This window comes from Mycobacterium sp. NTMscope_MAC_12 (genome assembly GCF_976985675.1).
Map to the genome: position 1 here is coordinate 1,944,804 of NZ_CDRJYY010000001.1, position 22,104 is coordinate 1,966,907.

Genomic DNA, 22,104 nt, shown 5'->3' on the forward strand with positions numbered 1-22,104 from the left:
GCTGATCAACCGTGACCAGGGGCGCCCGCGCCGCGGTTACGATGGACCGATGAACTGGACCGTCGACATACCGATCGACCAGCTGCCGCCGCTGCCGCCGCTGCCGAGCGATCTGCGGGCGCGGTTGGACGCCGCCCTGGCCAAGCCGGCAGCCCAGCAGCCCAGCTGGCCCGCCGATCAGGCGTCGGCGATGCGCACGGTCCTCGAGAGCGTGCCGCCGGTGACGGTGCCGTCGGAAATCGTCCGCCTCCAGGAGCAGTTGGCCCAGGTGGCCAGGGGTGAGGCGTTCCTGCTGCAGGGCGGTGACTGCGCGGAGACGTTCACCGAGAACACCGAACCCCACATCCGGGGCAACGTGCGCACCCTGCTGCAGATGGCGGTGGTGCTGACCTACGGCTCGAGCATGCCGGTGGTCAAGGTGGCCCGCATCGCCGGGCAGTACGCCAAGCCGCGATCGGCCGACGTCGACGCGCTGGGGTTGAAGTCCTACCGCGGCGACATGATCAACGGCTTCGCCCCGGACGCCGCTGTGCGCGAGCATGATCCGTCGCGGTTGGTGCGCGCCTACGCCAACGCCAGCGCGGCGATGAATTTGGTTCGGGCGCTGACGTCCTCGGGATTGGCCTCGCTGCACGGCGTCCACGACTGGAACCGCGAATTCGTCCGAACCTCGCCGGCCGGCGCCCGCTACGAGGCGCTGGCCACCGAGATCGACCGCGGCCTGCGCTTCATGAGCGCCTGCGGGGTGGCCGACCGCAACCTGCAGACCGCCGAAATCTACGCCAGCCACGAGGCTTTGGTGCTCGACTACGAGCGTGCGATGCTGCGCCTGTCCGAAAACGACAGCGGCGAGCCTCAGCTGTATGACCTGTCGGCGCACACCGTGTGGATCGGCGAGCGGACCCGCCAGCTCGACGGCGCGCACGTCGCCTTCGCGGAGGTGATCGCCAACCCGATCGGCGTCAAGATCGGCCCGACGATCACCCCGGAGCTGGCCGTCGAATACGTCGAGCGGCTCGACCCGCACAACAAGCCCGGCCGGCTGACATTGGTGAGCAGGATGGGCAACAACAAGGTGCGCGACCTACTGCCACCGATCGTGGAGAAGGTCCAGGCCGCCGGTCACAAGGTGATCTGGCAGTGCGATCCCATGCACGGCAACACCCACGAGTCGTCCAACGGCTACAAGACCCGCCACTTCGACCGCATCGTCGACGAGGTGCAGGGCTTCTTCGAGGTCCACCGCGCGCTGGGCACCCATCCCGGCGGCATCCACGTCGAGATCACCGGTGAGAACGTCACCGAGTGCCTCGGTGGGGCGCAAGACATTTCGGACACCGACCTGGTCGGCCGCTACGAGACCGCCTGCGATCCGCGGCTGAACACCCAGCAGTCGCTGGAGTTGGCCTTCCTGGTCGCCGAGATGCTGCGCGACTGAGGCCGGCTCGCGCTAGAGCAGCCCGTTGAGGTTGCTTCCGATGGTCCACGCCGCGGTCGCGACGAGCCCGGTGAACGCCAGCACCAACGCCACCCACACCAGCACCATGCGCCGGTTGTGCTGGCGCGCCCACACGAATTCGCTGATCGGGATGCCCGCGAATTCTCCTGCGACGGGCTCATATTCGTAATCGTCGTCGTCATCGTCCGGGTCGTCGTCGCCGGCGGGCGCCGGCTGCTGCGCCCGCGGCCACTCCTCGGGGCCCCGGGTCAGTTGGCGGGTGGGCTGACGCACCGGGGCCGACGGGGGCGGCCCGGGTTGCTGCGCGATGGCCGGGCGCTGGTCCGTCCGGTCGTGGTGGAGCGCGGCCGACCGGTGCTGCGCGGAGTTACGTGGTGCCGGCACGGAGAAGTCCGGCAGCGCAAGCTCATCGGCGATCGCGTCGAGGTCGGCGCCCATCTCGGCCGCGTCGGCGTAGCGGTCGGCCGGGTCGCGGGCCGTCGCCCGTTCCACGAACTGGTCGAACTGCGCGGGCACGCCGTCGATCGACGCGCTGGGCGCCGGCACGTCGGTGTCCAGCCGCCGGTAGGCGATCGACAACGCCGAGTCGCCGGTGAAGGGGGTGCGCCCGGTCAACAGCTCATAGGCGAGGATGCCCGCGGAGTAGACGTCGCTGCGCGGGCTGGCGTCGCCGTCGCGCACCTGTTCGGGCGACAGATACGCCGCGGTGCCCAAAATCACACTGGTAGAAGTGATTCCGGCGGCGGCGACGGCACGGACCAACCCGAAGTCGGCGATCTTCACCTCGCCGTCGTCGGAGATCAACACGTTCTCCGGCTTGACGTCGCGATGCACCAGGCCGGCCCGGTGCGCGGCGGCCAACCCGCCGAGCACCGGACGAAGCACCGCCGCGACGGCGTACGGCGGCATGGGCCCGCGCTCGCCCAGCAGCTCGCGCAGGGTGCCGCCCTCGATGAGCTCCATCACCAAAAAAGGGTGCCGCCCGTCGGAGCCCTGGTCGTAGACCGCGACCAGCCCGAGATCCTTCAGCCGGGCCACGGTGCGGGCCTCGCGCTGGAAGCGGGTGAGGAATTGCTCGTCGCCGGCGTAGCGAGAGTCCATCACCTTCACGGCGACGGGACGGTCGAGCCGGGTGTCGAGACCGCGGTACACGGTCGAGGTCCCGCCGCTGGCGATCTTCGCCTGGATCAGGTAGCGGCCGTCCAGCAACGCGTTGTCCAACGGGTCCGCCGTCCCGGCTTCGGCCCGCGGACGAGGCGGACCGGCCCGGCCGGGCGGATGAGCTTGGGCCACGGGGCCATCGTAGGTGCGCCACGATGATTGGGCGGTAGAACACGGGCTCAACGCGCGTATCAAGGCTTACACTTGCGCGGATGAGCAGTATTCCTGCCGGCGACGATGTGCTAGATCCCGACGAACCGATCTACGACCTGCCGCGGGTCGCCGAATTGCTTAAAATCCCGGTATCCAAGGTGCACCAACAACTCCGGGACGGCCATCTGGTCGCGGTCCGGCGCGGCGAGGACGTGGTGGTGCCGCGGGTGTTCTTCACCCAATCCGGTGAGGTGGTCAAAAGCCTGCCGGGATTGTTGACGATCCTGCACGACGGCGGCTACCACGAGACCGAGATCGTGCGCTGGTTGTTCACCCGCGACCCGTCGCTGACGGTGACCCGCGACGGCACCAAGGATGCCATCAGCAATGCCCGCCCCGTCGATGCGCTGCACGCCCACCAGGCCCGCGAAGTGGTGCGCCGGGCGCAGGCGATGGCCTACTGAGCCGGCGTCTACCCGGCGGTGACTTCGGCCTGCTCGGCCGGCAGCTGAGGCGTTCGGTGCAGGCTGTACCACGCGATCAGCGCGACGGCGGTGGCCAGCGAGAAGTGCAGCCACGAGTACATGCCATGCGAGCCATCGGGTTTGAAGATCACCATCACCCAGGTCGACACGCCGCCGATGACCGCCACCTCCCGTCGTGACTGGGCCAGGGGAGCCACGACCGCCAGCGGCCACGAGTAGTACCACGGCAACGCGGCGGGGACGAACAGCACGACGATCAGCATCGAGTACGCGATGCCGGTGAGCGCGCCCCGGTCGTCGCGGCGGAACCGCCACCACAACAGCGGCAGCGAGACCGCGATGATCGCGATGCCCACCAGCCGGGTGACCCGCAGGAGCGGATAGAAGCTCACCGGGAACAGCCCGCTGCCGATCGCGTGGATCAGGTTGGCCGCCGCGGTCGGCACCGTCAGCCAGTTGATGATCTTCACCGAACCGGCCAGCGCGGTCAGCCATCCCAGGCCCACCCCGGCCACCGCGGACAGGATCGTGAAGACCACCGCGAAGACCAGCAGCGTCGCCGCCGCGGCCGCGAGAACCGCTCGCAGCGGCCGGTATCCGCGCCGGTCGCGCAGATCCCGCGCCCACACCCACACCAGGAAGGGCAGCGCGATGCCGGCGGTGGCTTTGACCGCGATGGCGACCGTGATCAGCGCGGTGCCCGCCACGTGGCGGCCGCCGAACGTCAGCGCGATGCCGGCGGCCATCAGGCCCACCATCAGCATCTCGTTGTGCACCCCGCCCATCAGATGGATGAGCACCAGCGGGTTGAGCACGCAGATCCACAGGGCGGTCGAGGGGTCGGAGCCCAGGTGCCGCGCCAACCGGGGGGTCGCCCAGATCAACAGCGCCAGACCGGGCAGCATGCACAGCCGCAGCAGCATGGTGCCGGCCACCACGTTGTTGCCGACGAGGACGGTGATGAGCTTCGCCACCAGAATGAACGCCGGACCGTAGGGGGCGGTCGTGATCGACCAGATGGGACTGACGTTGTCCAACAAGATGTTTGGATTGGCGACCGGGCCCACGGCGTAGGGGTCCAGGCCGTCGCGCAGCAGTGCGCCCTGCGCCAGATACGAATACGTGTCCCGGCTGAAGACGGGCACCGACACCAGCAGCGGCGCCAGCCAGAAGCCGGTGGTGGCCTTCATGACGAACTCGGTCACGTCGCCGGCCAGCACCCGACGGCCCAGGCCCAGCCAGGCGATCAGCATGAGGCCGACGCCGGTCCACAACACGATCGACGACAGCACCAGGCCGTGGCCAAAGCGCAGCCAGGACATGTGAATCGACTCGAGCAGCGGGTCGTGCTGCCGCGTGCTGCCCGCGCCCAGCCCGCCCAGGGTGATCAGCACCGACCCCAGCAAGCCGAGTTTGGCCGGTCGTGATTCATCGGCCGCCACAAACGCCCTTAGCTGCGAAAACCGTTCGCCGCGAGGGGGTTTGGCTGCCGGCGCGTCGTCGGCCGGGGTATCGGTCGGAGTCGTCATCGGTTCAGGCGGACCGGTTCGTGGCGATCTTGGCCAATTCGGACAGCCCGGCTTTGGCCGCGGTGTTGATGGGCGCGGCGGCCAGCGTGGCGAGCGCCCGCTGGGTCAGCGTGGCGATCCGTTGTTCGGCCGCGGCCAGGGCGCCCACCGACTCGATGACGTCGCGCAGCTGATCCACTTGCGCGTCGGTCAGCCGGGCGCCGATCGAGGTCCGTAACAGGTTGGCCGCCACCGGGTCTGACTGCTCCGCCAACTCCACCGCCTCGGCCAGCAGCACGGTGCGCTTGCCGGATCGCAGGTCGTCCCCGGACGGCTTGCCGGTCACCGCGGGGTCACCGAAGACGCCCAGGACGTCGTCGCGCAGCTGAAACGCCACCCCGAGGTCCGTGCCGAACTGGCTGAAGATGTCGTGGACGTCGGGCCTGTCGGCGGCGGCGGCCACGCCGAGCTGCAGCGGTCGCGACACCGTGTAGCAGGCGGTTTTGAAGGTGTCGACGTTCATCGCCGACGCGATCGAGGCGGCGGCGCTGGCCTCGGCGACGATGTCAAGGTACTGCCCGCCGAGCACCTCGGTGCGGATGTTGGCCCACACCCGGCGGATGCGGCGCTGGGCCTGCGGCGTGAGGTCGACGCCGAAGACGATGTCGTCGGCCCAGGCCAGGGCGAGGTCACCGAGCAGGATGGCGGCCGACGCGCCGAACCGCTCGGGTGAGCCCTGCCAGCCCCGATCGCGATGCAGGGTCGCGAACTGGACGTGGGTGGTCGGCCGTCCCCGCCGGGTGGAGGAGTCGTCGATCACGTCGTCGTGCACCAGCGCGCAGGCGTGCAGGAGTTCGAGCGCGGAAAACAGCAGCAGCACTTGCTCATCGGGTTCGTCGGTGGTTACGGCGTGCCAGCCCCAGTAGGCGAACGCGGGGCGTAGCCGCTTCCCGCCGCCCAGCACGAAATCTTCGAGCGCGGCGATCAGGCCGTTGTAGTCGTCGCCGATGTAGGCGGTCTCGGCGCGCCGCTCGTCCAGATACCGCCGCAACTGTTCGGTGATGGCGCCGGTCAACTCGACGGTTGCCGCCGCTGCCGTGGCTTTGACGCTCAGCGCGGCGCCCCTTTCTGCTCGGCTGGCTGGGTGTTCCAGGCCCGACCAGTGTATTCGTCGCGCGGCCCGGGGTGGGTCCCGCGTGAGGTCGCCCGGTGCACCCAGTTGCTTCGACTGCCTCACTAACCCGCCCCTATGCTGGCGGGTGCGCTGGGGCTCGCGCGGATACTGCGCCGCCGAGAGACGCCCCGGGCCCATAGTCGTCGGACGGAGAGAAGCCGCGTGACCCTCAACACCATTGCGCTCGAACTGGTGCCACCCAACGCCGAGGAAGGTCGGGAGCGGGCACTCGAGGAGGCGCACAAAGTGGTGCGGCATTCGGCCGAGGCCGGCCTGGACGGCCGGATCCGGCACGTGATGATCCCCGGGATCATCGCCGAGGACGACGACCGTCCCATTCAGATGAAGCCCAAGCTCGATGTGCTCGACTTCTGGTCGGTCGTCAAGCCGGAACTGACCGGGATCAAGGGCTTGTGCACGCAGGTCACCGCGTTCATGGACGAGCCGTCGCTGCGGGGCCGGCTGACCGAGTTGTCCTCGGCCGGAATGGAAGGCGTGGTGTTCGTCGGCGTGCCGCGCACCATGAACGACGGCGAGGGCTCCGGCGTCGCCCCGACCGACGCCCTGTCGATCTATCGCGAGTTGGTGGCCAACCGCGGGGTGATCCTGATCCCCACCCGCGACGGCGAACAGGGCCGGTTCAACTTCAAGTGCGACCAGGGCGCCACCTACGGCATGACCCAGTTGCTGTATTCCGACGCGATCGTGGGATTCCTGAGCGAGTTCGCCAGGCAAACCGATCACCGGCCCGAGATCCTGCTGTCCTTCGGGTTCGTGCCGAAGATGGAAAGCCGCGTCGGACTGATCAACTGGCTCATCCAGGACCCGGGCAACGCCGCGGTCGCCGCCGAGCAGGACTTCGTCCGCAAGCTCGCCGCCTGCGAGCCCCCGCAGAAGCGTCAGCTGATGGTCGACCTCTACAAGCGCGTCATCGACGGGGTGGCCGACCTGGGTTTCCCGCTGAGCATCCATCTGGAGGCGACCTACGGGATTTCCGGTCCGGCGTTCCAGACCTTCGCGGAGATGCTGGCGTACTGGTCACCCGCCCAGCAGGGGTAGCCCGCGCGGCTAGCTGGGTGGCGGCTGGTCGCGCGGCGCGGTGAGTCGCGGTGACCGGTCCCGGCTGACCCACGCCAGCAGCCCCGCCACGCCGGCGGCCGCGAAGGACGCGATGCCCAGCCACACCACCGCGCCGGTGAACGAACGGGTGTTGGGGTCGGTGTAGCGGGCCTGGGCGGTCATGGTGCTCACCACGCCCGGCTTGAGCTTCCAGGAGACCACGTCGGGTTCGACCCGGTCACCGTTGGTGGAGGTCACCACCCCCGGGAAGGCGACCGTCAGCTCGACGTCCGCCTCCGAATCGGTCAGCGAGGTCAGATCCGCCCGGCCCTCCAGAATCACCAGGTTGCCGTTGCGGCGCAGCGTCAGGTTGACGCCGGAGGCGTCGGAGTTCATGTTGGCCAGCTGCGGCAGCTCGGCGAACGTCAGATCGGAGAACACCGCCTGGGAGCCGACGTAGCCGTCGCTGTCGTAGTTCGACACCGCCACCTTCTGGCTGAACGGCAGGTTGTTGCTGTCCAGCTGCGGTCCGGTGTCCTTGGGGGTCTTGGGTTTCGCGGCGGCGACGATCTCGCCGGAGACCAGGTCGTCGGGGGAGATGGTGAGCGAGGCCCGGACCCGCAGGCATCCGGTGGCCAGCGGCACCAGCAGCAGCAACATCGCGACGGCCAGCAGCCGGCGCCGTCGGGCCCGGGGGGCTTTCAAGCGGGGGGAGCTGGCGCGCACCAGGTCATCGTGCCAGACACGGTGTGCCACTTAAATAAGCGCCACACCGAAGCGGTGCTTGCGATGTGCGCCCGGTTCCGCGGTGTCACAGCGGTAGTTCGCGGCCCAGGATCGCAAACGCCCGCGGGTCGCCGGCGAAGTAGTAGCGGCGGATGACGTCGGTGAAGCCCAGCCGTCGGTACAACCGCCAGGCGCGGTTGGGCTCGCCGTTGGTTTCCGGCGTCGACAGCAGCACGTTCTTTTCGGGGCGCCCGGCGAGCAGCCGCCGGGCCAACGCCTCGCCGAGGCCGCGGCCCTGGGCGCGGGGATGAATGTGCAGCTCGGTCAGCTCGAAATAGCTGTTCATCAGGCGGGCGATCTCCTGGGGCGGCGACCCGCCGCGCTGCATGCCCAGCACGACCTGCTGCTGCCACCACTGCCCCGGCGCCCCGGGATAGCCGTAGGCCACGCCGAGCAACGGGGCTTTGGCCAGATCTTCCGGCGAGGGCATCGGCGCGCCCTCGCCGTCGGCTACCTCGGCTTCGACGACGCCGGCCCCTTGCCAGCCACGGCGGCGAATGTGCTCCAGCCACATCGCGGCGCGCTGCTGCTCGGTGCCGCGCGGGTAGCGCATCGCGTCGACGTACACCGCCAGGGCGTCCCCGAGGCGACGCTCCATATCGTGAGGGAGCAGATCGATGAGGAATATCGCCAACGCGCGGTGCCCTCCTCATGCGTGATCAGACTCATTCGCTGCTTCGGCGTTGCGTGGTCGTCGGGGACCAGGCTGCTATCGATCATTATCGGACCCCGACGCGACGGCGTGACGAGCGGTCGTGACACCGAAGCGGCGGGCGGCCCGGTTCGGGAAGCCGGTTGTAGCGCACGGGCGTTCCGGTCTCGCGGAATGCCGCGATCTGGCCGGGATAGAATCGGCGCGGAACCAGTGGTATGGGGCAGGTTGACCTCGTATCATTCAATTAGTTGCCCGCGCAACGGGCATCCGCGCGCTATCGATAGTGACGTGCCAAACTGTCGGCAAGGAGGGACGAATGCCACTCTCCGATCATGAGCAGCGAATGCTCGATCAGATCGAGAGCGCTCTCTACGCCGAAGATCCCAAGTTCGCGTCAAGCGTCCGGGGCGCGGGTTTTCGCGCGCCCACGGCCCGTCGTCGCCTGCAGGGCGTGGCGTTGTTCGTCGTCGGTCTGGCGATGCTGGTTTCGGGTGTGGCGTTCAAGGCCACCTGGATCGGCGGCAGCGTCCCCATTCTCAGCATTTTCGGGTTCATCGTCATGTTCGGCGGAGTGGTGTTCGGCATCACCGGCCCCCGGTTGTCAGGCAGGCCGGACCATTCCGGCTCGGCGCCCAGCTCGCTGCGCCAGCGCCGCAACAAGGGCGGAGGGTCCTTCACCAGCCGCATGGAGGATCGGTTCCGCCGCCGCTTCGACGACTAACGCCGACCTTTCACACACGGGGTAGCCACCGGCTGCCCCGTTTTCCTTTCCCCGGTTTTCACCAAGCCCTCGGCGGTGCGCGCAACCGTCGATGCCGATTTGCGGCTCGATCGAGGCCCGATCGAGGCGCGCGACGGCGGTGAAGCCCCACCGGGCCCCACCCACGTTCCCCACCACGCCCCACTCGCGGCGTTTTCCCTGATAGATGCGCTGTCCCCGGCGCCGGAAATCGTGGCGCGAGAGGTGCCCGACACGCCCCTTGTGGGCCGCTGAGGACCCCGTGACGACGGATAACCCGGAAAACGCCACGGCGACACTCCATCAATGGGGCGAAGTGGGGGATTGTGGGGTATGGTGGCTGCAGTGTTTGGGTGACCTCGAACGGGAGGTGAGCTGGTGTTTCTTGGCACCTACACGCCCAAACTCGACGACAAGGGGCGGCTGACGTTGCCCGCGAAGTTCCGTGACGCGCTGGCAGGGGGGTTGATGGTCACCAAGAGCCAGGACCACAGTCTCGCCGTCTACCCGCGCGCGGAATTCGAGCAACTGGCCCGCCGGGCGAGCAAGGCCTCGCGAAGCAACCCTGACGCCAGGGCCTTCCTGCGTAACCTCGCCGCCGGCACCGACGAGCAGCACCCCGACGCCCAGGGGCGCATCACCTTGTCGGCCGACCACCGTCGTTACGCGAGCCTGTCCAAGGACTGCGTGGTGATCGGCGCGGTCGACTACCTCGAGATCTGGGATGCGCAGGCCTGGCAGGACTACCAGCAAACCCACGAAGAGAACTTCTCCGCGGCCAGCGATGAAGCACTCGGCGACATCATCTGAGGCGCATGCCCGTGCAACGTGGCCTCTGCCCGAACCGACCCTGGCGTACTTCCCCAACGCCAGGTTCGCGCTTTCGGTCAGGGACCTCGATGCAGGGGCGCCACACCTTTTCCGGCACGCTCGGGCCCTGCCGGTCCGTGCGGGCGACGGGTGGCGGCAGATCCGGGGAGGCGTTGCGGTGGCTGACAATTCAGGGCGCGGTGATCGCAAGCGCGGCCGTGGCGACCGCAAGCGCGGCGCAGCCGGGCGCAGCGGGTCGCCACTAAAGGATGCAGCCGGGCGCAGCGGGTCGCCGCCATCGGGATCAGGCGGGCACGTGCCCGTCCTGCTGGAGCGTTGCGTCGAACTGCTCACGCCCGCATTGACCCGCCACCACCCGGACGGGACGGGGGCGACCCTGGTCGATGCCACCGTCGGCGCGGGAGGGCACGCGGAGCGGTTCCTCACCGACCTGCCGGGGCTGCGGCTGATCGGACTCGACCGCGACCCCAGCGCCCTGGACATCACCCGATCACGGTTGGCGCGATTCTCCGACCGGGTCACGCTGGTACGCACCCGCTACGACGGCGTCGCCACGGCACTCATCGAATCCGGATATGCCGCAACCGAATCGGTCGACGGCATGCTGTTCGACCTCGGGGTGTCGTCCATGCAGCTCGACCGCGCCGACCGGGGCTTCGCCTACGCCCAGGACGCGCCGCTGGACATGCGGATGGACCCCGACGCGCCGCTGACCGCCGCCGACATCCTCAACACCTACGACGAGGCGGAGCTGGCGAACATCTTGCACCGTTACGGCGAGGAGCGGTTCGCGCGGCGCATCGCCGCGTACGTCGTGCGCCGGCGGGCCCGGGAGCCGTTCACGTCGACCGCGGACTTGGTGGCCCTGCTCTACGAAGCGATTCCGGCCGCGGCCCGGCGCACCGGCGGGCACCCGGCCAAGCGCACCTTCCAGGCGCTGCGGGTCGCGGTCAACGACGAATTGGATTCGCTGCGCGGCGCACTTCCGGCCGCGCTGGACGCGCTCGCCGTCGGCGGGCGCATCGTGGTGATGGCCTACCAGTCGCTGGAAGACCGGATCGTCAAGCGGTTGTTCGCCCAGGCGGTCGCTTCCCGCACCCCGGTAGACCTGCCGGTCGAACTTCCGGGTCACCAGCCGCGATTCCGGGCCCTGACGCAGGGTGCCGGGCGTGCCGACGGCACCGAGATCGAACGCAATCCGCGCAGCGCCGCGGTGCGGCTACGGGCTCTGCAGCGCATGGAATCACAGCAGGCGACCGGGAAAGGCGATTGATGAAAGCGGACCGCGAGACGTCGAAACGACGCGGTGGCAGCGACCGCCGGGGCGCCCGCGACGGTGCTGCCCGACGGGGTAGGCGCCCGGCGCCGGAACCCGGCGCGGCGCGGCGCACCCGCGGCGCCAGGACCTCGGCGCCCACCCGCGAAACCCGCGCACCCAAGGCCGGGCCGCAGAGCAGCCCCGTCGCCCGGCCCGTTGAGCGCTCGGCCCGGCCCAAGAACGCCAGCCAGGCCAAGGCGCGGGCCAAGGCCCGGAAAGCCAAGGCGCCCAAAGTTGTTCGTCCGAAGCTCACCGAACGTCTGGCCGTCCGGCTGGCATCGATCGACCTGCGGCCGCGGACACTCGCGAGCAAGGTTCCGTTCGTCGTGTTGGTCATCGGTGCGCTCGGCGTCGGGCTCGGGCTCACGCTGTGGTTGTCCACCGACTCCGCCGAACGCTCCTACAAGTTGAGCCACGCCCGCGAGCGGACCCGACTGCTGCAGCAGCAGAAGGAAGCGCTGGAGCGCGACGTGCGCGAGGCCGAAGCCGCGCCGGCGCTGGCGGAGGCCGCCCGCAAGCAGGGCATGATCCCCACCAGAGACACCGCGCACCTGGTCCAGGACCCGTCCGGGAACTGGGTGGTGGTGGGCACCCCCAAGCCGGCCGACGGTGTTCCGCCGCCGCCGCTGAACACCAAGCTCCCCGACGAGGCGCCGCAACCCCCGAAGCCGGCCGCGCCCGCCGCGGAGGTCCCGATGCGGCTCGAACCGGTCCCCGGTGGCCCCGCCCCGGCTCGGTCGGGCCCCGAAGCGCTGCTGCGCGCACCCGACGGCGCCTCGACGGTGGGCGGCCAGCACTTCCCGCCGGCAGTTCCCCCGGTGCCCGGCGCGCCTGGCGCCCCCGGGGGGCCCGCTGCCGGTACGCTGCCCGGCATGCCAGGTGGGCCCGTTACCGGTGCGCTGCCCGGCATGCCCGGCGGGCCGGTAACCGGTGCGCTGCCGACGCCGGGCCTTCCGATGCCGGCCAGGCCCGCGGCCCCGCCGGTACCGGCCGAGGTCCCGATTCCGTTGGGCGGCCTGCCCATTCCGGCTTCTGGCCAGCTGCCCGCGCCCCTGCCGCCGGAGGTTCCGGTCCCGGTGCAGCTGGGTCGCCCGGTTAACCCCCAGCCGTTCGCCCCCGCCGCTCCGATGCCGCAACCGGGTACCGGCACCCTGCCCGGGCCCGCCGGTGCGCCGCCAGGTGCTCCCAGGTGAGCCGCGGCGACTCCCCACGGGCACGCCGGTCGCAGGCCGCACGCCCGACGCGCGGTCCCCGTAAGGACTTGGCGGGCAACGGCGTCCGGCAGTCCAAGCGCCGGGCGAAACCGCAGCAAGCGGACCAGGGTCGCGACGTCCGGGAACCGAAGCGATTCCGGAAAGCCAAGCAGCCCAAGGATGGCCGCGGAGCGCAGCGGCCCGAGCCGGTGGGGGCCGGTCACTCGGCGCGGGAGCGGCGCACCCGTCAGATCGCGCAAATGGCCAGCCGCGGCGGCTCGTTCGTTTTCCGTCATCGCGCCGGCAATGTGGTCATCCTGGTGCTGATGCTGGTGGCCGCCGCCCAGTTGTTCGTCCTGCAGGTGACCAGCGCCCCGTCGCTGCGGGCCCAGGCCGCCGGACAGCTCAAGGTCACCGACGTGGAAAAGGCGGTGCGCGGCAGCATCATCGACCGCCGCAAGGATCAACTGGCCTTCACCATCGAATCGCGTGCGCTGACGTTCCAGCCGAAACGCATTCACAAGCAGCTGGACGAGGCCAAGGCCAAGAATTCGGCCGCCCCCGACCCGCAGCAGCGGTTGCGCGATATCGCCAAGGACGTCTCGGGTCGCCTGGGCAACAAGCCCGACTCGGCGACCCTGCTGAAAAAGCTGCAAAGCGACGAGAATTTCGTCTACCTGGCGCGAGCCGTGGATCCCGCTGTCGCCAGCGCGATCTCGGACAAATTTCCCGAGGTCGGTTCCGAACGCCAGGATCTGCGCCAGTACCCGGGCGGATCGCTGGCGGCCAACATCGTGGGCGGCATCGACTGGGACGGCCACGGTCTGCTGGGGCTGGAAGAGGCCATGGACTCCGTGCTGTCCGGAACCGACGGTTCGGTCACCTATGACCGCGGGTCCGACGGTGTGGTCATCCCCGGCAGCTACCGCAACCGGCATCGGGCCGTCAACGGCTCGATGGTCCAGCTGACCCTCGACGACGACATCCAGTTCTATGTGCAGCAGCAGGTGCAGCAGGCCAAGAATGTGTCTGGCGCACACAATGTTTCGGCCGTGGTCCTCGACGCGAAGACCGGCGAAGTCCTGGCCATGGCCAACGACAACACGTTCGACCCCTCCCAGGACATCGGGCGGCAGGGCGACAAACAGCTGGGCAACCCGGCGGTGTCGTCGCCATTCGAGCCCGGCTCGGTGAACAAGGTGATCACCGCGTCCTCGGTCATCGAGTACGGCCTGTCCAATCCGGACGAGGTGCTGCAGGTCCCCGGTTCGATCCAGATGGGCGGGGTCTCCATCCACGACGCCTGGGACCACGGGGTGATGCCCTACACCACCACGGGCGTGTTCGGAAAGTCCTCCAACGTCGGCACTTTGATGCTCGCCCAGCGGGTCGGCCCGGAGCGCTTCTATGACATGGTCCGCAAGTTCGGGCTCGGGCAGCGCACCAACGTGGGCCTGCCCGGCGAAAGCGCCGGGTTGGTGCCGCCAATCGACCAATGGTCGGGCAGCACCTTCTCCAACCTGCCCATCGGCCAAGGTCTTTCGATGACGCTGCTGCAGATGACCGGCATGTACCAGGCGATCGCCAACGACGGGGTGCGCATCCCGCCCCGGATCATCAAGGCCACCATCGCGCCCGACGGCACCCGCACCGAGGAACCGCGTCCGGATGGCGTGCGGGTGGTGTCGGCGCAGACGGCCCAGACCGTGCGCAACATGCTGCGTGCCGTCGTGCAACACGACCCGATGGGATACCAGCAGGGCACCGGTCCCGCCGCCGCGGTGACGGGTTACCAGATGGCCGGCAAGACCGGTACCGCGCAGCAGATCAACCCGGCCTGCGGCTGCTACTTCGACAACGTCTACTGGATCACGTTCGCTGGCATGGCCACCGTCGACAACCCCCGGTATGTCATCGGCATCATGATGGACAACCCGGAGCGCAACGCCGACGGCACACCGGGCCACTCGGCGGCCCCGCTGTTCCACAACATCGCCGGCTGGCTCATGCAGCGCGAGAACGTGCCGCTGTCGCCGGACCCGGGCCCGCCGCTGACCTTGCAGGCCACCTAGACTTCCCGCCCGCGCCCCGATGCGACGGTGAAATCGCGGTTGCGCGCGTCGATTTGGTCTTGGGTGGCTGGAATCAGGAACTCGCCGCCGGGCGCCGCTGTGGCCTGGCAGCGAAGAGCGTGTGGTCGCTGGTCGCGTTCGTATTGCTGCCACGCTTGGCCGAGGTCGCCGGGATGGTCGCGCAGCGCTCGAGCGAGAAACCAGGCGCCGGTCAGGGCCAGGCTGGTGCCGCGGCCCGACAGGCTCGAGGCGCAGTGCGCCGCGTCCCCGACGAGGACGACGCGGCCGCGATGCCAGGTGGGCAGGTGAATCTGGCTGACGGAATCGAAATACAGTTCCGGATCGGCGACCGCGGCGTCGACCAGATCGGGTACCCGCCACTCGCTGTGGCCGGCGAATGCGTCGACGAGGATCTGCTTCTGGGCCGCGAGGTCGTGGTAGTCGTAGTCGATCCAGGGCGATCGAAACATGAAGACCGCCAAGGCTTTGTCGTTATAGGCGGCGATGCCGGCCAGGCGCCCGGGGAAGTTGTACATCGGGTTGTCGCGCCCGGACGGCGTGTAGCCGGGCAATTCGGCCAGTGCGACATAAAAGCCGAGATGGCGCAGAAACTGTTGCTCGGGTCCGAATGTCAGCCGTCGCACCGCCGAATGCATTCCGTCGGCATCGACAATCAGGTCATAGCGCTCGCGGTTGCCCGAATTGAACCGCACATCGACGCGGCAATCATCGTCATCGAGTCCGCTGATGGATTCGTTGAACCGCAGCTCTACCGACGGCCCCAGCCGGTTGTACAGGATGGTTGTGAGGTCTTCGCGCGGGATTTCGATGTCGCCGGCGGAGTCGTTGAACTCGTCGAGTGGCGGTTCGGCCACCACGGCGCCGCTTTCGTCGATGAACTGCACGCGTTCGGTCATGTCGACCCGGTGAGCGCGGATCTGTGCGAGCACGCCCATCTTGTCGGCGACGTCGATGGAATCCCCGCGAACGTCGATAGGGGAGCCGTTCACCCGCAAGTGGTTGGCGCGTTCGACCAGGGTGACGTCGTGGCCGTCGGCGCTGAGGTTTATCGCCGCGCTCAAACCTGCGATTCCGGCACCGGAGACGAGAATGCGCATCGATTCCACCCCTGAATCCTATAAGATACGGACTGTATCCAAAGAACATAAGCCCGAACGCTAGGAAACGCAATGTCTCTTAACTCGACCGGCGTGGTTCGGCGGCGCCGGGGCCCCGCATTGGAGGAGGCCTTGCTGGATGCGGCGTGGACGGAGCTGACCGAACGCGGCTACGACGAGCTCACGATCGACGCCGTCGCGGTACGGGCGGGCACCAGCCGCGCAGTGCTCTACCGGCGCTGGCCGAACAAGCAGGAACTCGCGCTCGCCGCGGTGGCGCATGAGGTGGCCAAAGACGTCGTGGTCGCCCCCGACACCGGCAGCCTGCGCGGTGACGTGATCGCATTGCTGCGGCAAGCGAACAAGGTCAGGGTGGCGTTGGTGGTGCCGTTGTTGACCCGGCTCGGCGGCTTCTACCAGCAGACCGGCAGCAGCCTGGCCGATCTCGAAACGCTGGTGCGCGGGCGGCGCGACGGCGCGTTGGAGCAGGCGATCCAACGCGCCATCGATCGCGGTGAAATCCAACCCGACCAGATGACCGAGCGCATCGCGCGCCTGCCCGTGGACCTGTTCCGCTACGAGGTCCTCATGACGCTGCGGCCTCTGCCCGACGAAGCCATCGAAGAGATCGTCGACACCGTCTGGCTTCCCCTGCTCGACCGGCGCAAAAGACCGTAACCCCGCCGCCCGGGCGCGGGAGCGTCTCGTCGGCCCGTGCTCCTAGGTAGGGTGTCATGGCCGATCATGGCTGACGGAGGTGGTGACGGGGTGTCGGTGCCCGGTGCGCTGCGGCCCAGCGCCGCAGCGGGCGTGCGATTGCCGGCGTTGGCGGCTGACATCGGAGCCGCGTCGGCCGGCGATCGGGCCGTCCCGAACCTACTGGTCACCGGCGTGACGCTGCGTGCTCAGGATGTGGTGTCCGGCGATCTGTTCGCCGCGCTGCCCGGTTCGACCACCCACGGTGCCCGCTACGCCGCCCAAGCGATCGACAGCGGCGCCGTCGCGGTGCTCACCGACGCCGCCGGGGTCGCCGAGATGGGCGCTTTAGGGCAATCTGTGCCGACGCTGGTTCACCCCGACCCCCGCGGCGTGCTCGGCGGGTTGGCCGCCACGGTGTACGGCAACCCGTCCGAGCGGGTGACGGTCGTGGGAATCACCGGCACGTCGGGCAAGACCACCACGACCTATCTGGTCGAGTCCGCCCTGCGCGCCGCCGGCCGCAGGGCCGGGTTGATCGGCACCATCGGCATCCGCATCGACGGCGCCGACATTCCCAGCGCGCTGACCACGCCGGAGGCCCCCGCGCTGCAGGCGATGCTGGCGGCGATGGCCGAACAGGGGGTGGACACCGTCGTCATGGAGGTCTCCAGCCACGCGCTCGCACTGGGCCGCGTGGACGGGACCGGATTCGCGGTCGGCGCGTTCACCAACCTGTCGCGCGACCACCTCGACTTCCACCAGACCATGGCCGACTACTTCGAGGCCAAGGCGTTGCTCTTCGACCCGAACTCCCCGCTGCGGGCCCGGCGCGCCGTGGTGTGCGTCGACGACGAGGCCGGGCGCGCGATGGCGGCCCGGGCAGGCGACGCGATCACCGTCAGCGCCGAGGGCCAACCCGCGCACTGGCGTGCCGTCGACGTGGCCCCGATGGGCGCCGGGGGACAACGGTTCACCGTCCTCGATGCGGCCGGGGCGCCGCATGAACTCGGCGTTCGGCTGCCCGGCCACTACAACGTCGCCAATTGCCTTGTCGCACTGGCTATTCTGGACGCGGTGGGGGTATCCCCGGAGGAGGCGTCGGCGGGGCTGCTGCAGGCCCGCGTGCCGGGACGCATGGAGGAGATCGACGCCGGCCAGGACTTCCTGGCGCTGGTCGACTACGCCCACAAACCCGGCGCGTTGCGCGCGGTGCTGACCACCCTGGCGCGTCCGGACCGCCGGGTGGCGGTGGTGTTCGGCGCCGGCGGCGAGCGCGATCCGGGCAAACGTGCACCGATGGGCGCCACCGCGGCCGAGCTGGCCGACCTGGTCGTCGTCACCGACGACAATCCGCGCGGCGAGGATCCGGCCGCGATCCGCCGTGAGATCCTGGCCGGTGCGGCCGAAAGTGGTTGTGCGGCAGACATTGTCGAGATCGCCGACCGGCGCGACGCGATCAGGCACGCGGTCGCCTGGGCGCGCCCGGGCGACGTGGTGCTGATCGCCGGCAAGGGCCATGAAACCGGCCAGCGCACCGGCGGGCACACCCGGCCCTTCGACGACCGGGTCGAGCTGGCGCAGGCGCTGCGGGACCTCGACGGGGCGCAACGATGATCGAATTGACGGTCGCCCAGATCGCCGACATCGTCGGCGGCACCCTGTCCGACGTCTCGCCGCAGGACGCCGCGCAACGCCACGTCACCGGGACGGTGGAATTCGATTCGCGCGCCGTCGTACCCGGCGGGCTGTTTCTGGCGCTCCCGGGCGCCCGGTCGGACGGCCACGACCACGCGGGCGCGGCCGTCGCGGCCGGTGCGGTGGCGGTGCTGGCCGCTCGGCCGGTCGGGGTTCCCGCCATCGTCGTCGCCCCCGAGGGGGCGTCCGGATCGCGGGCCGGGGTGCTCGAGCACGACCCGGACGGCTCCGGCGCGGCGGTGCTGGCGGCGCTGGCCAAGCTGGCCCGGGCGGTGGCCGCCGAACTGGTGGCGGGCGGGCTGACCATCGTCGGGATCACCGGATCGTCGGGAAAGACCTCGACCAAGGACCTGGTGGCCGCCGTGCTGGCGCCGCTGGGTGAGGTGGTGGCCCCGCCGGGGTCGTTCAACAACGAGCTGGGACATCCGTGGACGGTGCTGCGGGCGACGCCCGACACCGACTTCTTGGTCCTCGAGATGTCGGCGCGCCACCCCGGCAATATCGCCGCGCTGGCCGACATCGCCCCGCCGTCGATCGGGGTGGTCCTCAACGTCGGCACCGCACACCTGGGCGAGTTCGGGTCGCGTGAGGCCATCGCACAGACGAAATCCGAACTGCCCCAATCTGTTCCGACATCCGGGGTGGTGATCCTCAACGCCGACGACCCCGCGGTGGCGGCCATGGCCGAGGTGACCGCGGCCCGGGTGGTGCGGGTCAGCCGCGCCGAGAACACCAGCGCGGGCCCCAGCCGGCTGTGGGCCGGGCCGGTCTCGCTCGACGAGTTGGCCAGGCCGTGCTTCACGCTGCATCACCGCGACGACTCCGGGACCCGGCAGGCGCAGGTGCGGCTCGGCGTCTACGGCGATCACCAGGTCACCAACGCGCTGTGCGCCGCCGCGGTCGCGCTGGAATGCGGCGCCGACGTCGACCAGGTGGCGGCCGCGCTCGCCGGGGCCGGCCCGGTGTCGCGGCACCGGATGCACGTCACCACCCGCGGCGACGGCGTCACCGTGATCGACGACGCCTACAACGCCAACCCTGATTCGATGCGCGCCGGGTTGCAGGCACTGGCCTGGATCGCCCACGGCGGCGGCGAAGGTGCGCAGTCAAAGCGCAGGAGCTGGGCGGTGCTCGGCGAGATGGCCGAACTCGGTGAGGACGCGATAGCCGAGCACGATCGCATCGGCCGGCTGGCCGTGCGCTTAGATGTGTCTCGACTCGTTGTCGTGGGAAGTGGGAGGTCGATGAGCGCCATGCACCACGGAGCGGTCATGGAGGGTTCGTGGGGCTCAGCCGATAAGGGGGCCGTCAACGTGGCCGACAGCCACGCCGCCCTGGCGCTGCTGCGGGCCGAGCTGCAACCCGGCGACGTCGTCCTGGTCAAGGCCTCCAACGCGGCCGGTCTGGGCGCGCTCGCCGACGCCCTGACTTCACAAGGCTCAGAAGACGGCGGAGCCCGCCCATGAGACAAATCCTCATCGCCGTCGCCATCGCGCTGGCCGTCTCGATCCTGTTGACACCGGCGCTGATCCGGCTGTTCACCAGGCAGGGGTTCGGCCACCACACCCGCGACGACGGCCCGCCGACCCACCACGCCAAGCGAGGCACGCCGTCGATGGGCGGCGTCGCGATCCTGGCCGGCATCTGGGCCGGTTATCTGGGAACGCACCTGGCCGGGCTGGCGTTTGACGGCGAGGGCATCTCCGCGTCGGGTCTGCTGGTGCTGAGCCTGGCCACCGTGCTCGGCGGCGTCGGGTTTCTCGACGACGTGATCAAGATCCGCAGGTCGCGCAATCTCGGGCTGAACAAGACTGCCAAGACGATCGGGCAGGTCGCGGCCGCGGTGATCTTCGGCGTGCTGGTGCTGCAGTTCCGCAACGCCAACGGCCTGACGCCGGCCAGCGCGGACCTGTCCTACGTGCGCGAGATCGCCACCGTCGCCCTGGCTCCGGCGCTGTTCGTGTTGTTCTGCGTGGTCGTCGTCAGCGCCTGGTCCAACGCGGTCAATTTCACCGACGGCCTGGACGGGCTCGCCGCGGGCACCATGGCGATGGTCACCGCGGCCTACGTGCTGATCACGTTCTGGCAGTACCGCAACGCGTGCGTCACCGCGCCCGGGCTGGGCTGCTACAACGTGCGCGATCCGCTGGACCTGGCGATCGTCGCCGCCGCCACCGCGGGCGCCTGCATCGGCTTTCTGTGGTGGAACGCCGCGCCCGCCAAGATCTTCATGGGCGACACCGGATCGCTGGCGTTGGGCGGCATCATCGCGGGCATCTCGGTCACCAGCCGCACCGAGATCCTCGCCGTCGTGCTGGGTTCGCTGTTCGTCGCCGAAGTCCTCTCAGTTGTGTTGCAAATCTTGACGTTTCGCACCACCGGGCGCCGGGTGTTCCGGATGGCGCCCTTTCACCACCACTTCGAATTGGCCGGCTGGGCCGAGACCACGGTCATCATCCGTTTTTGGTTGCTCACCGCGATCGCCTGCGGGCTGGGTGTGGCCCTTTTCTACGGTGAGTGGCTGGCCGCGATCGGTGCCTGATGAGCGGTCTTGACCCCTTGGCGCCGGGCGCCTCGGTGCTGGTGGCCGGCGGCGGGGTGACGGGCAAGGCGGTGCTGGCGGCCCTGACCCGATTCGGCGCGGTGCCGACCCTGTGCGACGACGACGCGGCCACCCTGCGCGGGTACGCCGACGCGGGGGTGGCGACCGCTACGACGTCGGCGGCAGCCGAGCGGATTTCCCGCTACGCCCTGGTGGTGACCAGCCCCGGTTTCTCGCCGGCCACGCCGCTGCTGGTCGCCGCGTCGGCCGCGGGCGTGCCCGTCTGGGGCGATGTGGAGCTGGCCTGGCGGCTGGACGCCGCGGGTCACTACGGGCCGCCGCGCCGCTGGCTGGTGGTCACCGGGACCAACGGCAAGACGACGACGACGTCGATGCTGCACGCCATGCTGACCGCCGCGCGGCGCGCAAACCTGTTGTGCGGCAACATCGGCAGCCCGGTGCTCGACGTCCTGGACCAGCCCGCCGAGCTGCTGGCCGTCGAGTTGTCCAGCTTCCAGTTGCACTGGGCGCCCTCGCTGCGTCCCGAGGGCGGCGCGGTGCTCAACATCGCCGAAGACCACCTGGACTGGCACGGCACGATGGCCGACTACGCGGCGGCCAAGGCCCGGGTGCTCGACGGGCGGGTGGCGGTAGTCGGGCTGGACGACGCCCGGGCCGCGGCGCTGCTGCGGACCGCGCGGGCGCCGGTGCGCGTCGGGTTTCGGTCGGGCGAGCCGGGCCCGGGGGAACTCGGCGTGCGCGACGGCCACCTGATCGACCGCGCCTTCGCCGACGACCTGACCCTGCTGCCCGTCGACTCGATACCGGTGCCCGGCCCCGTCGGCGTGCTCGACGCCCTGGCCGCGGCCGCGCTGGCCCGCAGTGTCGGGGTGCCGGCCGAGGCGATCGCGTCCGCGCTCGCGACCTTCCGGGTGGGCCGGCACCGGGCGGAGGTCGTGGCCGTCGCCGACGGCATCACCTTCGTCGACGACTCCAAGGCCACCAATCCCCACGCCGCCGAGGCGTCGGTGCTGGCCTACCCCCGAGTCGTCTGGATCGCCGGCGGCTTGCTGAAGGGCGCATCGGTGGACGCCGAGGTCGCCAGGATCGCGTCGCGGCTGGTCGGGGCCGTGCTCATCGGCCGGGATCGGCGCGAGGTTGCAGAGGCGTTATCGCGACACGCGCCGGATGTCCCCGTCCTCCACGTTGTGACAGGCGAGGATGCTGGTATGGATGCGACTGCAGTGGTTTCTGGTGCAGATGTGACTGAAGTGAAACAGGTGGGCGGGGATCTCGGCACTGCAGTCATGACCGCGGCGGTCGCCGCGGCACGTGACCTGGCACAGCCGGGTGACACGGTCCTGCTGGCACCGGCGGGCGCATCGTTCGACCAGTTCGCGGGTTACGCCGACCGGGGCGACGCGTTCGCGGCCGCCGTGCGCGCGGCGATCCGGTAG

Annotated in this window: 20 protein-coding genes; 14 read left to right on the forward strand and 6 right to left on the reverse strand. The window is 69.8% G+C overall.

Features of this window, described 5'->3' with window-relative positions; all coding sequences use genetic code 11:
- Nucleotides 1–49 precede the first annotated feature (49 nt).
- Complete coding sequence (locus tag AC0KS4_RS09030; protein WP_225329781.1) at nt 50–1,438, forward strand: class II 3-deoxy-7-phosphoheptulonate synthase; 1,389 nt, start codon at nt 50–52, stop codon at nt 1,436–1,438.
- A 12-nt stretch (nt 1,439–1,450) separates the two neighbouring features.
- Here AC0KS4_RS09030 and AC0KS4_RS09035 read toward each other — a convergent pair whose 3' ends face one another.
- Nucleotides 1,451–2,752: a protein kinase domain-containing protein gene (locus AC0KS4_RS09035; RefSeq protein WP_238957883.1), complete on the reverse strand. Its 1,302-nt coding sequence runs from the start codon at nt 2,750–2,752 to the stop codon at nt 1,451–1,453.
- A gap of 80 nt (nt 2,753–2,832) precedes the next feature.
- Between AC0KS4_RS09035 and AC0KS4_RS09040 the strand changes: the two genes are divergently transcribed.
- On the forward strand, nt 2,833–3,237 hold the full coding sequence (locus AC0KS4_RS09040) for an Rv2175c family DNA-binding protein (protein WP_238957884.1): 405 nt from the start codon (nt 2,833–2,835) through the stop codon (nt 3,235–3,237).
- Nucleotides 3,238–3,245: 8 nt separating this feature from the next.
- Here AC0KS4_RS09040 and AC0KS4_RS09045 read toward each other — a convergent pair whose 3' ends face one another.
- Nucleotides 3,246–4,787, reverse strand: a complete 1,542-nt coding sequence (locus tag AC0KS4_RS09045; RefSeq protein ID WP_238957885.1) for an alpha-(1->6)-mannopyranosyltransferase A — start codon at nt 4,785–4,787, stop codon at nt 3,246–3,248.
- Between the two features lie 4 nt (nt 4,788–4,791).
- A complete protein-coding gene (gene idsA2 / locus AC0KS4_RS09050; RefSeq protein WP_238958042.1) occupies nt 4,792–5,841 on the reverse strand; it encodes a bifunctional (2E,6E)-farnesyl/geranyl diphosphate synthase in 1,050 nt (349 codons plus the stop codon).
- Between the two features lie 261 nt (nt 5,842–6,102).
- Between idsA2 and AC0KS4_RS09055 the strand changes: the two genes are divergently transcribed.
- Nucleotides 6,103–6,999, forward strand: coding sequence for a mycobacterial-type methylenetetrahydrofolate reductase (locus AC0KS4_RS09055; protein ID WP_238957886.1), 897 nt, complete (start codon nt 6,103–6,105; stop codon nt 6,997–6,999).
- A gap of 9 nt (nt 7,000–7,008) precedes the next feature.
- On the opposite strand, the gene lppM is transcribed toward AC0KS4_RS09055, so the two are convergent.
- The gene (gene lppM / locus AC0KS4_RS09060; protein ID WP_225329802.1) at nt 7,009–7,659 is read right to left on the reverse strand and encodes a lipoprotein LppM; all 651 of its coding nucleotides are present in this window, start codon (nt 7,657–7,659) and stop codon (nt 7,009–7,011) included.
- Between the two features lie 151 nt (nt 7,660–7,810).
- The gene (locus AC0KS4_RS09065) at nt 7,811–8,419 is read right to left on the reverse strand and encodes a GNAT family N-acetyltransferase (protein WP_238957887.1); all 609 of its coding nucleotides are present in this window, start codon (nt 8,417–8,419) and stop codon (nt 7,811–7,813) included.
- A 337-nt stretch (nt 8,420–8,756) separates the two neighbouring features.
- Here AC0KS4_RS09065 and AC0KS4_RS09070 point away from each other — a divergent pair, with 337 nt between their 5' ends.
- The 6 genes from AC0KS4_RS09070 (at nt 8,757) to AC0KS4_RS09095 (ending at nt 14,593) form a co-directional block, all read left to right on the forward strand.
- A complete protein-coding gene (locus tag AC0KS4_RS09070) occupies nt 8,757–9,161 on the forward strand; it encodes a DUF3040 domain-containing protein (protein ID WP_225329787.1) in 405 nt (134 codons plus the stop codon).
- A gap of 75 nt (nt 9,162–9,236) precedes the next feature.
- Nucleotides 9,237–9,434, forward strand: a complete 198-nt coding sequence (locus tag AC0KS4_RS09075; protein WP_238957888.1) for a hypothetical protein — start codon at nt 9,237–9,239, stop codon at nt 9,432–9,434.
- Nucleotides 9,435–9,557: 123 nt separating this feature from the next.
- The gene (gene mraZ / locus AC0KS4_RS09080; protein ID WP_067100969.1) at nt 9,558–9,989 is read left to right on the forward strand and encodes a division/cell wall cluster transcriptional repressor MraZ; all 432 of its coding nucleotides are present in this window, start codon (nt 9,558–9,560) and stop codon (nt 9,987–9,989) included.
- Between the two features lie 160 nt (nt 9,990–10,149).
- Nucleotides 10,150–11,283: a 16S rRNA (cytosine(1402)-N(4))-methyltransferase RsmH gene (rsmH, locus tag AC0KS4_RS09085; protein ID WP_425326388.1), complete on the forward strand. Its 1,134-nt coding sequence runs from the start codon at nt 10,150–10,152 to the stop codon at nt 11,281–11,283.
- Nucleotides 11,283–12,521 (forward strand): cell division protein FtsL, encoded by a 1,239-nt coding sequence (gene ftsL, locus AC0KS4_RS09090; RefSeq protein WP_238957890.1) that lies wholly within the window; start codon nt 11,283–11,285, stop codon nt 12,519–12,521. The genes rsmH and ftsL overlap by 1 nt, the downstream gene beginning before the upstream one ends.
- Nucleotides 12,522–12,589: 68 nt before the next feature.
- On the forward strand, nt 12,590–14,593 hold the full coding sequence (locus tag AC0KS4_RS09095; RefSeq protein WP_255641727.1) for a peptidoglycan D,D-transpeptidase FtsI family protein: 2,004 nt from the start codon (nt 12,590–12,592) through the stop codon (nt 14,591–14,593).
- On the opposite strand, the gene AC0KS4_RS09100 is transcribed toward AC0KS4_RS09095, so the two are convergent.
- A complete protein-coding gene (locus AC0KS4_RS09100) occupies nt 14,590–15,720 on the reverse strand; it encodes an FAD-dependent monooxygenase (protein ID WP_308193098.1) in 1,131 nt (376 codons plus the stop codon). The genes AC0KS4_RS09095 and AC0KS4_RS09100 overlap by 4 nt on opposite strands.
- Before the next feature lie 63 nt (nt 15,721–15,783).
- Here AC0KS4_RS09100 and AC0KS4_RS09105 point away from each other — a divergent pair, with 63 nt between their 5' ends.
- From AC0KS4_RS09105 to murD, 5 genes are all read left to right on the forward strand, one after another.
- Complete coding sequence (locus tag AC0KS4_RS09105; protein WP_225329792.1) at nt 15,784–16,389, forward strand: TetR/AcrR family transcriptional regulator; 606 nt, start codon at nt 15,784–15,786, stop codon at nt 16,387–16,389.
- 66 nt (nt 16,390–16,455) lie between these two features.
- Entirely contained in the window at nt 16,456–18,024 is a 1,569-nt protein-coding gene (locus AC0KS4_RS09110; protein ID WP_238957891.1) for a UDP-N-acetylmuramoyl-L-alanyl-D-glutamate--2,6-diaminopimelate ligase, read from the forward strand.
- Nucleotides 18,021–19,571: a UDP-N-acetylmuramoyl-tripeptide--D-alanyl-D-alanine ligase gene (locus AC0KS4_RS09115; RefSeq protein ID WP_238957892.1), complete on the forward strand. Its 1,551-nt coding sequence runs from the start codon at nt 18,021–18,023 to the stop codon at nt 19,569–19,571. Before AC0KS4_RS09110 ends, AC0KS4_RS09115 begins: the two co-directional genes overlap by 4 nt.
- A complete protein-coding gene (gene mraY / locus AC0KS4_RS09120; protein WP_238957893.1) occupies nt 19,568–20,647 on the forward strand; it encodes a phospho-N-acetylmuramoyl-pentapeptide-transferase in 1,080 nt (359 codons plus the stop codon). Before AC0KS4_RS09115 ends, mraY begins: the two co-directional genes overlap by 4 nt.
- Nucleotides 20,647–22,104, forward strand: a complete 1,458-nt coding sequence (gene murD / locus AC0KS4_RS09125) for a UDP-N-acetylmuramoyl-L-alanine--D-glutamate ligase (RefSeq protein ID WP_238957894.1) — start codon at nt 20,647–20,649, stop codon at nt 22,102–22,104. Before mraY ends, murD begins: the two co-directional genes overlap by 1 nt.

Coding starts and splice junctions, on each gene's coding strand:
- lppM (WP_225329802.1), bottom strand. CDS start 7,659: ATGTTGCTGCTGCTGGTGCCGCTGGCCACCGGATGCCTGCGGGTCCGG.
- murD (WP_238957894.1), top strand. CDS start 20,647: ATGAGCGGTCTTGACCCCTTGGCGCCGGGCGCCTCGGTGCTGGTGGCC.
- AC0KS4_RS09030 (WP_225329781.1), top strand. CDS start 50: ATGAACTGGACCGTCGACATACCGATCGACCAGCTGCCGCCGCTGCCG.
- AC0KS4_RS09070 (WP_225329787.1), top strand. CDS start 8,757: ATGCCACTCTCCGATCATGAGCAGCGAATGCTCGATCAGATCGAGAGC.
- ftsL (WP_238957890.1), top strand. CDS start 11,283: ATGAAAGCGGACCGCGAGACGTCGAAACGACGCGGTGGCAGCGACCGC.
- AC0KS4_RS09045 (WP_238957885.1), bottom strand. CDS start 4,787: ATGACGACTCCGACCGATACCCCGGCCGACGACGCGCCGGCAGCCAAA.
- AC0KS4_RS09105 (WP_225329792.1), top strand. CDS start 15,784: ATGTCTCTTAACTCGACCGGCGTGGTTCGGCGGCGCCGGGGCCCCGCA.
- AC0KS4_RS09110 (WP_238957891.1), top strand. CDS start 16,456: ATGGCTGACGGAGGTGGTGACGGGGTGTCGGTGCCCGGTGCGCTGCGG.
- mraY (WP_238957893.1), top strand. CDS start 19,568: ATGAGACAAATCCTCATCGCCGTCGCCATCGCGCTGGCCGTCTCGATC.
- AC0KS4_RS09115 (WP_238957892.1), top strand. CDS start 18,021: ATGATCGAATTGACGGTCGCCCAGATCGCCGACATCGTCGGCGGCACC.
- AC0KS4_RS09040 (WP_238957884.1), top strand. CDS start 2,833: ATGAGCAGTATTCCTGCCGGCGACGATGTGCTAGATCCCGACGAACCG.